The sequence below is a fragment of the Pseudomonas sp. RIT-PI-o genome (assembly GCF_001297215.1).
Lineage (GTDB): Bacteria > Pseudomonadota > Gammaproteobacteria > Pseudomonadales > Pseudomonadaceae > Aquipseudomonas > Aquipseudomonas moraviensis_A.
On sequence record NZ_LHPA01000011.1, the window covers coordinates 443,888 to 455,830 of the forward strand.

At 60.5% G+C, this 11,943-nt stretch carries 11 protein-coding genes; 8 read left to right on the top strand and 3 right to left on the bottom strand.

Translation table 11 applies throughout. The features are described from left to right. From AEQ63_RS04580 to AEQ63_RS04605, 6 genes are all read left to right on the top strand, one after another. Positions 1 to 1,341 (top strand): ATP-grasp domain-containing protein, encoded by a 1,341-nt coding sequence (locus AEQ63_RS04580; protein WP_064361947.1) that lies wholly within the window; start codon positions 1 to 3, stop codon positions 1,339 to 1,341. Positions 1,342 to 1,412: 71 nt separating this feature from the next. Beyond that, positions 1,413 to 2,744, top strand: coding sequence for an ATP-grasp domain-containing protein (locus AEQ63_RS04585; RefSeq protein WP_064361948.1), 1,332 nt, complete (start codon positions 1,413 to 1,415; stop codon positions 2,742 to 2,744). 30 nt (positions 2,745 to 2,774) lie between these two features. Beyond that, positions 2,775 to 4,001, top strand: a complete 1,227-nt coding sequence (locus AEQ63_RS04590) for an ATP-grasp domain-containing protein (protein ID WP_064361949.1) — start codon at positions 2,775 to 2,777, stop codon at positions 3,999 to 4,001. Positions 4,002 to 4,032: 31 nt separating this feature from the next. Next, complete coding sequence (locus AEQ63_RS04595; protein ID WP_064361950.1) at positions 4,033 to 4,929, top strand: EamA family transporter; 897 nt, start codon at positions 4,033 to 4,035, stop codon at positions 4,927 to 4,929. Positions 4,930 to 4,946: 17 nt separating this feature from the next. Then, positions 4,947 to 6,296 carry an aminotransferase class V-fold PLP-dependent enzyme gene (locus tag AEQ63_RS04600; protein WP_236705235.1) on the top strand — a complete coding sequence of 450 codons (1,350 nt, stop codon included), beginning with the start codon at positions 4,947 to 4,949 and terminating at the stop codon, positions 6,294 to 6,296. A 109-nt stretch (positions 6,297 to 6,405) separates the two neighbouring features. Then, the gene (locus tag AEQ63_RS04605) at positions 6,406 to 7,587 is read left to right on the top strand and encodes an MFS transporter (RefSeq protein WP_064361951.1); all 1,182 of its coding nucleotides are present in this window, start codon (positions 6,406 to 6,408) and stop codon (positions 7,585 to 7,587) included. Between the two features lie 250 nt (positions 7,588 to 7,837). Here AEQ63_RS04605 and AEQ63_RS04610 read toward each other — a convergent pair whose 3' ends face one another. From AEQ63_RS04610 to AEQ63_RS04615, 3 genes are read right to left on the bottom strand one after another with little or no spacing between them, the layout of a single operon-like run. Then, entirely contained in the window at positions 7,838 to 8,065 is a 228-nt protein-coding gene (locus AEQ63_RS04610) for a PLD nuclease N-terminal domain-containing protein (protein WP_042609610.1), read from the bottom strand. Continuing rightward, positions 8,007 to 8,294 (bottom strand): hypothetical protein, encoded by a 288-nt coding sequence (locus AEQ63_RS27700; protein WP_152972325.1) that lies wholly within the window; start codon positions 8,292 to 8,294, stop codon positions 8,007 to 8,009. The genes AEQ63_RS04610 and AEQ63_RS27700 overlap by 59 nt, the downstream gene beginning before the upstream one ends. Then, positions 8,291 to 8,800: a CinA family protein gene (locus AEQ63_RS04615; protein ID WP_064361952.1), complete on the bottom strand. Its 510-nt coding sequence runs from the start codon at positions 8,798 to 8,800 to the stop codon at positions 8,291 to 8,293. The genes AEQ63_RS27700 and AEQ63_RS04615 overlap by 4 nt, the downstream gene beginning before the upstream one ends. Positions 8,801 to 8,965: 165 nt before the next feature. Here AEQ63_RS04615 and AEQ63_RS04620 point away from each other — a divergent pair, with 165 nt between their 5' ends. Both AEQ63_RS04620 and AEQ63_RS04625 read left to right on the top strand, forming a co-directional pair. Next, positions 8,966 to 11,350 carry a DUF3772 domain-containing protein gene (locus AEQ63_RS04620; RefSeq protein WP_064361953.1) on the top strand — a complete coding sequence of 795 codons (2,385 nt, stop codon included), beginning with the start codon at positions 8,966 to 8,968 and terminating at the stop codon, positions 11,348 to 11,350. A gap of 108 nt (positions 11,351 to 11,458) precedes the next feature. Continuing rightward, complete coding sequence (locus AEQ63_RS04625) at positions 11,459 to 11,920, top strand: DUF3574 domain-containing protein (protein ID WP_064361954.1); 462 nt, start codon at positions 11,459 to 11,461, stop codon at positions 11,918 to 11,920. Positions 11,921 to 11,943 lie beyond the last annotated feature (23 nt).

An 11,943-nucleotide genomic window follows, 5' to 3' on the forward strand; every position in this document is an offset into this window, starting at 1 on the left:
ATGAAGTCAAACCGACCCGGTGTTCTGATCCTGAGCCACTGCGGCTTTTCTTTCCTGGAAGACCTGAAGGAGGAGCTGCAGCGACGCCAGCTTCGCTGTTTCGTGCTGTCTTCATTGCCGCTTCCAGAACATGTGCCGGCCCGCCTGGAGCAGATCCAGACCTGGGCGGACCGGTTGTACATTTCCGACTCGCACCAGTTGAAGCAGGAGGATGTGAGCAATGCGCTGCAGACCCTGCGCAAGTCCGGTGAGCAGGTCACCTGCTGCATCAGCGTCTGGGAAGGTTACCGGCACTTGATGGCGGCAGCCAACGCATCACTCGGCACCTATGACATTGATGCCCGGCAGGCGCTGGCACTGCGCAACAAGCTCAATGTGCGCAACCAGCTTGCCGAGGCGGGCCTGTCCAGCGCCCAGGCCCATGCGCTGACCGCCCCTGTCCTCGAAACACTGAAGGCCAGCAGCCAACGCTACTTCATCAAACCGATCCACGGCATCGCTTCCTATGCTGCATTTCCGATGCGCCAGGACACGGACTGGCAGGCGCTGGAGGCATTGCGTCTGGCCTCGACCGAAGACACCGTCTATGCCTCGGCATTCCACGACGGCCTGCAGTTCATGGCTGAAGATTACATCCCGGGCCAGGAATTCAGTTTCGAAACGTTGTTGGTGGATGGCGAAATGCATGTCGTGGCCATTCACGAGAAATATGAAGTCACCGAGACCGCCGACACGGTGCTGGAAGACAGCTGCACCACCCCGCCAGCCAGCCTTGATCAGGCACAGATCGCGGCGGGCCTGCAATGGCTGGAAAAAGTGCTGGGGCGCATGGCGCTCAAATGGGGCTGCTACCACGTCGAAGCGCGGTTCACTGGCCAGTACTGGGACCTGATCGAGATCAACCCGCGGGTCGGTGGCAGCCTGATTTCCCACAGCGTCGAGGCCGTCACTGGCGGGCACAGCATGCTGTCGCTGTGGATCGATCTGCTGTTGGCCAGTCAGGACGATACCTCGACCCGTGCGTTACTGGTGCAGCGACTGGTTGATTACGGCTGGCGATCGGACGGCACGAGCACGCAGTCGGCGGCGACTTTTTTTCGCGTGTATTTCGCCAGGCCGGGAACGCTGAGTTCCGTCACCTTGAACGCGTTACCGCTCGCACCGGTGGTTCAGCACATCCTGCTCAAGGCCGGCGACGTAGTGCCCGCGCATGCGCGTGAGGTGTTCCTCGGCCAGTTGCTGTGGACCTTCGAGCGCGCCGATCAGGCGGCGCAATTGCACCAACTGGCCCAACTCAGCGCCACGGCGCTGGACATTCAGTATCAGCCGGAAAGCCCTTGAGCGGCCGCCGAACCACTGCCTGAAACAGCCTTGCCTCTCTGAACAACTGCAAGTATTCGAGGATGTCCGACATGCCGCAGCGTGCGCCTGTATTGTTGATAGTGGATTACAACCTGAGCCGGATCGGTGACGTTCTGCACATGCGCAACTACGCTCGCGCGCGTTGGGGTGCCGAGACGTGGCTGGTACGCAGCGATCCTCAGGATCATGACCTGGCGATCAGTGACCGGGTGATCGATGCCGATCCTCTGGCAGATGATTTCATACGCCAGGCGTTGGCACAGCTGGGTGACGACGCCGCCAGAATCAGTGCCGGGATGGTTTTTTCCGATAACGCGGTAGCCAGCGGCGCCGCGTTGCTCGAACGTCTCGGGCTGCCCGTGGATGATGCCGAACTGGCACTGGGCGCTTTTGACAAACTGGCGTACCGCATCGCCGAGGACGAACAGCGCGCCCTCCTCAACCAGTCGGGCGTCATGCTTCCAGACTTCCAGGCCATCGAATGCCTCAACGATGTGCGCAATTTTGCCGTGCGTCAGGAGCGTGGTTTCGTCATCAAACCAGCGTGTGAAGGTAACAATCGCGGTGTGGTCATGGTCACGCCCGGAGGCGACTGCGAGCAGGCATTCAACGAAGTGGCGCCCTACCTGGACGGGGGTGTGCTGGCAGAGGCATTCATTACCTTCACTCGCGAATACTCCTATGACGGGCTGGGCGAGCTGTGGTTCATCACTGAGAAAGTCAGCGCCACCGGGCGTTATCCGGTGGAGGTGGCACAGATCCTGCCCGCTCGCCTCGACGAGCACGAACGTCAGGCCATTCGCCTGGCTGGCGAGCAGGTCAATCGCCTCGTCGGCCAGCGCATCGGGCCATTTCATAATGAGATCAAGCTCAGTGACAGCGACTGCCGCACCGCCGTGATCGAACCCAATCGCCGCCCCGGTGGCATGAAAATATGGACCCTGGCGCAGGCCGTTCATGGCCTGGACCTGTATGCCGCGTGGGTCGATTCGGTGTTTGCCGCAACAATCCCGGCCGATTTGCCGCCCGCGACCTGCAGTGCCGCGACCGTCATGTTCGGCGTGCCCCATGACATGACTCTGGATGTGGCTGACCTCGGCGAGATCCACAGCATGGTCGACGAGACGCTGGCTCGAACGGCCCACGCGCTCGACCTCGTCAGGAAAGACCTCGTGCTGCTTGAGTGTGCATGGATCGCCGGACACTCGCGCCTCATCCACGCGATTCCCAGAGACAACAGCGACTTTGTTGCCCACGCCTGCGTTGCCTTGCATGACGCCAGCGTGGACATCCGCGATCTGGTGACGGTCCTGCGCGAACAATGGCTTGAGATTCTGCAGGGTCATCTGGCCGCCGCGCAGCCACTCAAGGTCGCCTCCTGACCCCTCACTTATTCGCTTCGAGACTCTGGCATGAAAATTCTCATCCTTCACCGTGTGCCCTATCCACGCATCGAATATCACCGCGGCATCGATCACGATCTGCATGAGGTCACGTATCTGGGCAAACAATCGGCCATCGATACGCTGCCTGCAGACCTGCGTTGCACAGCCGTAACGAGGGCCGGACTGGGCAGCGCATTCGAGGAGACACTGGCCTGGCTGGCGCAATATCCGCAAAAGTTCGATCGGATCATTTCCATGTCCGAATACGAACTGCTCGACGCGGCGCGCCTGCGTGAAGCGCTGAATGTCGAAGGGGCCTCGCTGCAAGCGGTCACCCTGGCGCGCAACAAGCTGGCGATGAAAGCGGCCGTTCAGGCCAGTGGGTTGCGCGTGCCGCGCTTCATGTCGCTTGAGCGTTATCTGGCATTTCAGGGCCGGGTTCCCTGGAACGGTGCGACCGTGCTCAAACCCCACAGCGGCGCGTCCAGCATGGATGTCAGCATCCACCCAGCAGCGGGCGCCTTTGATGCGATCCGGCAAACGATCAGCGACCTCTCATTGCCCATCGCGGACTTTCAGGTTGAGGAATACATCAGCGGCTCTATTCGTCATTTCGACGGACTGGTGCTGAACGGGCAAATCGTCACCCTGCTGGCCAGCGAGTACGTCGGCACCTGTCTGGATTACATGGAGCGCGGACATCCACTCGGTTCCTGGCACCTGCAGGTCAGCGCCGGGATGCAGGCCTGGGTCAGCACGGCGTTGCAGGCCGTGCAGATTCACAACGGCGCATTCCATCTGGAAGCGATCATGGATGCTGACGAACCGGTGTTCCTGGAGGTGGGTAATCGCGTCGGCGGCGCTGACGTGGTGGCGACCTATGAACTGGCCACCGGCATTCACCTGCCATCGCTGGAACTGCGTATTCATGTGGACGGCGAATTGAACACTGCGCATCTGCCCGACCGCCAGCCGGATCTGGGCTACGGCTGGTTCGTTTTCCCCGGTCACACGCATTCACAGCGGTTGTATCAAGGGCTGGACGGTGCCGAGGAATTACGCGCGAGCCCGTTCATCGTGCAATGGAACGAACTGCCGCCAGGTGCCTTGCTGCCCGAGCATGTGACCTACTCCGCGTTCGAGGCGCCGCTGGCCGGTATCGTCAAGACAAGCGAACCGCAACAGACCCGAGACTGGATGCGCACGTTGTTCGACCGCGTGAGCCTCGCCCGCAACCTGACTTCCGTAGCGTGAGCCGACCTACTTCTCCACAAGGCAAATAACCATGAAACCACTGCACGTAGTGTTGGCTGTATTGATAACGGCGATCTGGGGTGTGAATTTCTCGGTGATAAAACTGGGGCTGGCGACGGTAGATCCGTTCATTCTGGCGGGTATCCGCTTCAGCCTGTGCGCCTTGCCGGCGATCTTTTTCATTCGCAAACCCGATGTCCCGTGGCGCTACATCATCGGCTACGGCCTGGTGTTCGGCATCGGACTGTGGGGCGTGGTCAACCTGGGCATCAAGGCGGGGCTGTCTGCGGGCATCGCTTCGCTGGTGCTGCAGTTCAGCGCGTTCTTCACCATCCTGCTCGGTGGCTGGGTGTTCAAGGAAGCCCTGACGCGCTTTCAGGTTCTGGGAATGTTGATCGCGCTGGCCGGCCTGCTGTGCATCATCAGCATCAGCGACGGATCGGTAAGCCTTTCCGGGGTATTGCTGGTCCTGGTGGGTGCGGCGTCGTGGAGCGTTGCCAACATCATCAACAAGAAAGCCAGCACCCGTGATGTCTTCGGTTTTCTGGTCTGGTCGAGCGCTTTCGCACCGATCCCGCTGTTTGCGCTGGATTACGCCGTCAACGGTAGCGTCGGTTACACCACACTGGTCAATCAGATCGATACCACGGCTGTCTTGTCGATCCTGTTCCAGGTCTACCCCAATACGTTGTTCGCGTACTGGATCTGGAACTCGTTGCTCAAGACCTATCCGGTTTCGACCGTCGCTCCGCTGTCGTTGCTGGTGCCGATTTTCGGCATGCTCGGCTCGGTCGTGGTGTTCAACGAAAGCGTGCCACTGAACAAAGTGCTGGCGGTGGTACTGATCGTGGTCGGTCTGGCGGTCGGCCTCTATGGTCAGCGGATTTTCAATGCTATGTTCGCGCGCCCTGCGCGCACTTCACTATGAATCGACAGGGAATCGGTATGGGTCTGGGAAGACGTGATTTCATGGGCGCCACTGTAGGAGCGACCCTGATTGGAGGCAGCATGATTGCAGGGATTGCCAGTGCACAGGCGGGGCAAGCTCCCGCGCAGGATGAAACCGCGGCGATATTTGATCCGGGCGACTGGGCATCGGTGCGTGCGCAGTTCAATCTGGCGCCGCAGTTCGTGCACATTTCCAACTTTTTTCTGGCATCCAATCCCAGACCCGTGCGCGAGGCGATGGCCCGTCACCGTCAGGCTTTCGATGAAAATCCCTACACTTATCTCGAGGACAACATGTTTGCCAGGCCCGAGGACATGGTCTGGCGCAAAGTCTGCGCCGCTGCGGCGGACTATACCGGTGGCCGAGCCGAAGACATCGCCCTGACCACCAGCACCACGCAGGGTCTGGCGATGGTCTACAACGGCCTCAAACTGACACCGGACCAGGAAATCCTCACCACCCATCACGAATGGTATACCCACGACGAGGCCATGCGCCTGGCGGTGCTCAAGTGGGGCGGCAGCATCCGCCGCATCGACCTCTACCAGGGTCCCGAGGATGTCAGTACCGATGCCATTGTCTCGCGCATCGAAGCCGCCATCCGGCCATCGACCCGCATCCTCGCCATGACCTGGGTGCATTCCGGCACAGGCGTGCGCTTGCCGGTCAAGGACATCGGCGCTTTGGTCACGCGCCTCAACCGGGACCGCTCAGAGGCTGACCGGATCATCTATGTGATCGATGGTGTGCACGGCTTCGGCTGTTCCGAGGCGCAAGTCGCCAGCCTGGGTTGCGACTTTTTCAGCGCCGGAACACACAAATGGATTCTTGGCCCTCATGGCACCGGGCTGGTCTGGGCTCGCGAGGGTCAGTGGCCACAGGTGATTCCGACCATACCGACCATCATGGCTGCCGAGCCCGCCAACGCCTGGCGCCAGGAGCGCGACCCGCAAGGACAAACGCAAGCAGCCTGGGTCAGTCCCGGCGGCTTCCTCGCATTTGAAAACCAGTGGGGTGTGATCGAAGCCTTCGACTTCATCAAGAAAATCGGCCGCAAGCGCATTGCCGATCGTGTCGCCGAACTCAACGGACAATTGAAAGAAGGCCTGGCGAAGCTGCCCAACGTGCACCTGCACACGCCCCGCTCCGCCGAGTTCTCCGCCGGCATCGTCTGTTGCGATGTCCAGGGCTGGACGCCGAAGGATGTGGTGGCGAAGTTGAAAACGCAGAACATCATCGCCAGTGCCACACCGTATCGGCACTCCACGGTTCGATTCTCCGCAGGGATTATCAACACCCCGCAGGACATCGAGCAAACCCTCAGGGTCATGCGCACTTTCGCCTGAACCGGCCTGGACCGAAGTCAGCCTCCAGCCAGGTTTTTTGCGCAGGCTGCGGCTGACCTCGGCTATTCGAATGATTGAAGCGCGCCTTTCCATGGGCAGGAACAATGACATGAATAAAAACAACGAGACTCCCGGAGAACTGGCGATTTTCCTGTTCTGCTCGACGGTCTACCGGCTGTTTTCCGGGGCATTGCTGGTGTCGCTGACCTGGACAATTCTCAAACAGAGCAACGACGATTACCTGCCGTTGGCACTGGCGATCTTCTGCTCGTTCATACCCGCTTTCATCACCCCGATGATGATCAAACGCCTGTCGCGCAAGATGAATGGCCGGCAGATGAGCAGCTTGTTCATTCTGTGCCTGGCCGGTCTTGCCATGATCTCCGGACTTTCGAGGAACTACACCGTCGGGCTGCTGATCACCAACCTCTTCGTCTGGTTGATGGTGATGTCACTGGAGGCCAGCCTGGACATGTGGTTTACCCAGCTGCAACGGGGGATGAACGAAGTCAGCGTGCGCCGCATCAGTGGCGCCACTACCGCCACCAGCCAGGCCGCATTGATGATCGGCCCGCTGCTCGCGGCGGGGCTGATGCCGATTTTGAGCGGTATCGGTTTTGCTCTGGTGCTCAGCGGCGGCTTCCTCCTGGTTGCCGGCATCTGCCATACCCGTGACAGCGTGCCGACCGTCATCGAGCCTGCCAGCACGCGAGCAGTTCCGGCCCCGCTGCCGCTGACCCTGTTTGTGCCGATGCTGCTGATCTGGCCCATCCTCGGGGCGTTCAACTTCATGCTGCCGGTTTATGTATCCAACCATGGCTGGTCATTATTGGAGCTCGGCGTACTCGACGCGGTGTTTGGCCTGGGCATGGCGCTGATCGGGGTGCTGGTGATCGTTGCCAACACCGGGCGCAATCTGCTGGCGTATCTGTTTGCCCTGATTGCGCTGGCGCTGATCGCCACCGCAATGTGGGTGCTGATGCCCGACACCCTCGTACTCAAAGCACTGAGCCTGTTGATTCTTGGGATGGCGTTCGGTGGCGCGCGGGTACACATCCGTGCTGCGATTGCCTGCCGATACAGTGAAGCCGCCGTCGGACTCTACGTCAGCAAGGCCAATGCGCTGGCGACGCCCGTGCTGTTCCTGATACTGACGCTGCAACTGGCGATTATCGAAAACGCCTGGCTGTTGCCCTTCGCATTGGTGTGTCTATCCGTGGGGCTGCTGCTCCAGACTTCAGCCACGCGCTTCGCCAGAGGGCAGGCCCCCATCGAAACCGTGGGGGCCTGACACCGGCGCGTAAGGAGGCGGTCCACCATGGACTGCCTTCGCGAGCAAGCTCGCTCGCGTGTGTCGTGTTATTCGGGTTAATCCGCCTTCTTCTGCTCCATTTGCACGGAGGCCTTGCTGTTGTCTTCGTCCTTGCTGGTGGCTTTGTTCGAATCGAAGCAGCCGTGCAACAGGAACATTGAGCAGAAGCCAAGGCATACACAGATTTCATGACGATCTCCTTAAAGCAGTGGTCAGGTTGCATCAAATATCAGCCCTTGCTGTGCTCCGGCGACGAAGGCCCTTCCTTGATGCCGCGCGGGCCGGCGATGCCCCATACGATCAGGCCGAGCACCGGGAACACGATCAAGCCGATCGCCCAGGCGGCTTTGACGCCGACGCTTTTGTTGCTGCGAAACACGCTGACGATCGCCCACAGGTCAACCAGCAGAATGATCACCGCCACGGCGATGGAAAAATAACTCGCTGCCTCGTTCATTTCGCGATCCTCCAATGACTGGTAAGCATTGGGCTGCGACGCCTTTTGAGCGTTCAAAAAAATTGCGACCGCATGCGCTGCGCATACGCACGGGCGCCGGTTGCATCGTTTCAATGCTGAAGCTGTCGAGCATTTCACCGCCGATGTCCAGTTCCAGCTGATAGGCCATGTCTTCCTGTACCGGGAACTGCCTGCTGCGCAGATCGGGATGATCAGCATCATCCTTCATTGACTCCACCCTCCTTCACCGCGCAAGGCGCGACGGTGGAAATCAGGCAATTGCTGCAAGGCGAATTCCGAGGCGCGGGTCTGCACTTCGCAGCGCGAGCCGGGAAACCATTGCTGCGTACTGAACAGAAAATGCCGGTCATCGAACTGAAATGCCCAGGCGAAACACACCGTACCGGCCTTGATCCCATCCATATCGTCGGGGCCAAGAATCCCGGTGGTGGCGACCGCGACGTTGGCGGTACTGTCGCGCAGCGCACCGATGGCCATTTCACTGGCGACTTCCACGCTGGTCAGGTTGAAGGTCTCCATGGTCGCCGGGCGGACGTGCAGCAGGCGCTGCTTGGCCTGCGGCGAATAGACCACGTAGCCGCACTCGATCAGCTCGCCGCTGCCGGGCACTGCCGACAACAGCATGACGATTTCCCCCGCCGTACAGGACTCGGCGGTGGGGATGATCAATGAATGTTGGCGCAGGGATTCAATCGTATCGTTGGCGATGGACATGGCGTGCTCTCGAAGCTTTTATTGCCGGTTGACCGTGCGCTGCGCTGATCATTCCGCTGGATTTGACGCGTGTGCAGATGGTCCACGCCGAGAAAGTTTTCCGCCCCATTCGGCGCGATCACCTACCCTCATAGACTGTGTGATCCACTCGAGCCCGCCGCCGTCATGCGCTGTTCATTCAAGTCGTTGTTTTTGGCCTTGTTCCTGCTGCTGATTCCGGCCAGTGCTTCGCTGTGGGCGGCAGACCTGCCGACGCCGGCCCAATCAAGCGCGGCGCCGCTGCCGGTGATTTCGCAAAGCGATCTGCAAGCCTTGCAACAACGGCTCGACGGGCTCAAGCAGCAGATTTCGGCGGCGAACAATTACAACCAGCTCGAAGGCCCGCAGGATCGGGTCCAGGCGTTCATTCTCGATGTCGATCGGTTGTCGGCTGCGCTGTTGCCGCAACAGGCGCAACTGGCGGTGCAACTGGGCGTACTGGGCACGGCGCCAGACGCCGAGGTGGCCGCCGAGCAAGCCGATATAGTCGCGCAGCGGGCCGCGCTGGCGGAGCAGAAAAGCAAGGTCGATGGCACCCTGAAAAGCCTCGCGGCACTGAAACAGAACGCCGCCGATCTGATCACGCAGATTGCCGGCATCCGCCGCACATTGCTGGAAAGCGAACTGACCCTGAGTACCCGCAGCGTACTGAGTCCGCATTTCTGGGCGCCGCTGGTCAATCCGAGCGAGGACGACCGCCAGCGGCTGCGCCTGTTCGTTACACAGGTAGGTGACGTGTGGGCCACGGTCTGGGCGCCGGGCGAGCGTTTTTACACCTGCGTGCTGGTGCTGTTGGCGCTGCTGGTGTGGACGTTCGGCCGGCGTCTGGCTGAACGCGGGCTGACCTGGTTTTGCATTCATCGTGTAGCGGAGGGTCGCTTGCGCCGCAGTGCCTTGGCGTTCGCCTCGGCCGCCGCGACCTTCATCACCACCGCCATCGCCCTGAAACTGCTGTTCTACGCCTGCACCCGCCACGACGCCCTGCCGCCGGTGCTGGAAACCTTCTCCGAAGAGTTCGAAAAAGTCGTGTATGCCTGCGTGCTGATCACCGGGCTCAGCCGGGCGTTACTGTCGACCGAGCATCCGTCGTGGCGCTTGCCGGGCATTGCCGATCCGGTGGCGCTGGCCCTCAGGCCATATCCGCGAATTCTCGCCTGCTCCTTACTGGTGTTGGTAACGCTGGTGCAGGTCGGCAACGCCACGGGCATGAGCAGCCAGATCGTCATGGCCGGGCGCGGCGTGATTTCAATCGTGGTGCTGGCGATCATCGGCACCCTGCTGTTGCGCGTCGGCAAAGTGCGCAAGGCACTGGTCGCGGCCAATGACGCCTCGGCGACAAACAGCGTGTTCGCCGGGCTGATCTACAGCGTCGCCAGCGTTTCGATGTTTGTCACGGCCATTGCACTGCTTGCCGGTTACGTGTCGCTGGCGCGCTTCATCAGTTATGAACTGGTGTGGAGCTACATCGTGCTGTCGGGCTTCTACCTGCTGATTCAGTTGGTCAAGGACGCCTGCGAGCACCTGTTTTCACCGAAACACGCCAGCGGCAAGGCGCTCAAGCAGTTGCTCGGCATCAGTGATCGGCGTCTGGATCAGATTTCCATTCTGCTGTCCGGTTTCAGCCGCGCGGGACTGATGTTGATGGCGCTGATTTCGTTGTTCGTCGGCGGCATCGGCACCACGTTGGGCCAGTTGCTGACCAACATCATGTCGATCCTTGGCGGCGCCGGTTTGCGCAAGCTGAACATCGTCCCGGGGCATCTGCTCAACGCGCTGCTGGCGCTGATGATCGGCATCTGGCTGATCCGCGCATTGAGCCGCTGGCTCGACGAAGAGTTCCTGCCCAAGACCGACATGGATCCCGGGATGTGCGCGTCGCTGAGCACGCTGTTTTCCAATATCGGCTACGCCTTTGTGATTCTGCTGACGCTGTCGTCGTTGGGCGTGCAGTGGACCAACCTTGCCTGGATCGTCAGTGCGCTATCGGTGGGCATTGGCTTTGGCCTGCAGGAGATCGTCAAGAACTTCGTTTCCGGCCTGATTCTGCTCACCGAGCGCCCGGTCAAGGTCGGCGACTTGATCAGCATCAGTGGCGTGGAGGGCGACATCCGCCGGATCAACGTGCGCGCCACGGAAATCCAGCTCAGCGACCGCTCGATCGTGATCGTGCCCAACTCGCAGTTGATCTCGCAGAACCTGCGCAATGTCACCCTCGGCGGCAGTGCTCAGGGCGTGGCGTCGCTGGAGCTGATGTTTCCACTGGATATCGATCCTGAGGAGGTCAAACAGCTGCTGCTCGACGCTTATCACGAAAATGAAACCATCCTCGATAAACCGGCGCCGTTCGTGCGCTTCAGCAAGTTGTCGCCGGACGGCATAACGCTCACGGTCACCGGTTACGTCGGCAGTCCGAGGATCGTCGGGCTGACCAAAAGTGATCTGTTGTTCGAAGTGCTCAAGCGCCTGGGCGCTGCGGGCATTGCGCTGGCGAAGCCGCCGGCGGCGTCTTGATCAGGTTATTCCCCACGCACCTATCAAGCTGCTTTTTCGGTCTTTATTGGCGCTTGGGCCGCAACCTTATACTCCAGCGGCTTACCCCACTTTCGATAAGGATGCTTCATGCCTCGACGTCTGTTAATGGCGACGCTTTTGCTCACGCTCGGCGGTTGCGCCAGCCCTCCTCCTGCGTCCGTCCACACGTTCGATCCCGCCAGTTCGACCCTGCAAGGCGATGCCTCACGGCCGGCGCAGGCACAGTGGATTCGCACTGAACTGTACTTTTCCGTCGGTTCGCTGGAGGGCCAGGAAGGCGCTGTCAGCCCCGCGCGCTGGCGCGAGTTTCTCGATCAGCAAGTCACGCCGCGCTTCCCTGATGGCTTCAGCGTGTTCGATGCATACGGGCAATGGCGCGACAAGGGCGCGAAGGAACCAGAGCGGCTGAGCACCAAGGTGATCGTGATCCTGCATGAGAACAGCGCAAAGCGTTCGAGTGATATCGAAGCCATCAGGTTGGCGTACAAGCGGATCACTGGCGATTTGTCGGTACTGCGGCTGTCGCAACCGGCACAGGTGTCGTTCTGAAAAGCCCCTCACCCTAGCCCTCT

What these genes read in the sequence shown, in the direction of transcription:
- AEQ63_RS04580 (WP_064361947.1), top strand. Translation starts at nt 1, where the DNA reads ATGAAGTCAAACCGACCCGGTGTTCTGATCCTGAGCCACTGCGGCTTT.
- AEQ63_RS04585 (WP_064361948.1), top strand. Translation starts at nt 1,413, where the DNA reads ATGCCGCAGCGTGCGCCTGTATTGTTGATAGTGGATTACAACCTGAGC.
- AEQ63_RS04590 (WP_064361949.1), top strand. Translation starts at nt 2,775, where the DNA reads ATGAAAATTCTCATCCTTCACCGTGTGCCCTATCCACGCATCGAATAT.
- AEQ63_RS04595 (WP_064361950.1), top strand. Translation starts at nt 4,033, where the DNA reads ATGAAACCACTGCACGTAGTGTTGGCTGTATTGATAACGGCGATCTGG.
- AEQ63_RS04600 (WP_236705235.1), top strand. Translation starts at nt 4,947, where the DNA reads ATGGGTCTGGGAAGACGTGATTTCATGGGCGCCACTGTAGGAGCGACC.
- AEQ63_RS04605 (WP_064361951.1), top strand. Translation starts at nt 6,406, where the DNA reads ATGAATAAAAACAACGAGACTCCCGGAGAACTGGCGATTTTCCTGTTC.
- AEQ63_RS04610 (WP_042609610.1), bottom strand. Translation starts at nt 8,065, where the DNA reads ATGAACGAGGCAGCGAGTTATTTTTCCATCGCCGTGGCGGTGATCATT.
- AEQ63_RS27700 (WP_152972325.1), bottom strand. Translation starts at nt 8,294, where the DNA reads ATGAAGGATGATGCTGATCATCCCGATCTGCGCAGCAGGCAGTTCCCG.
- AEQ63_RS04615 (WP_064361952.1), bottom strand. Translation starts at nt 8,800, where the DNA reads ATGTCCATCGCCAACGATACGATTGAATCCCTGCGCCAACATTCATTG.
- AEQ63_RS04620 (WP_064361953.1), top strand. Translation starts at nt 8,966, where the DNA reads ATGCGCTGTTCATTCAAGTCGTTGTTTTTGGCCTTGTTCCTGCTGCTG.
- AEQ63_RS04625 (WP_064361954.1), top strand. Translation starts at nt 11,459, where the DNA reads ATGCCTCGACGTCTGTTAATGGCGACGCTTTTGCTCACGCTCGGCGGT.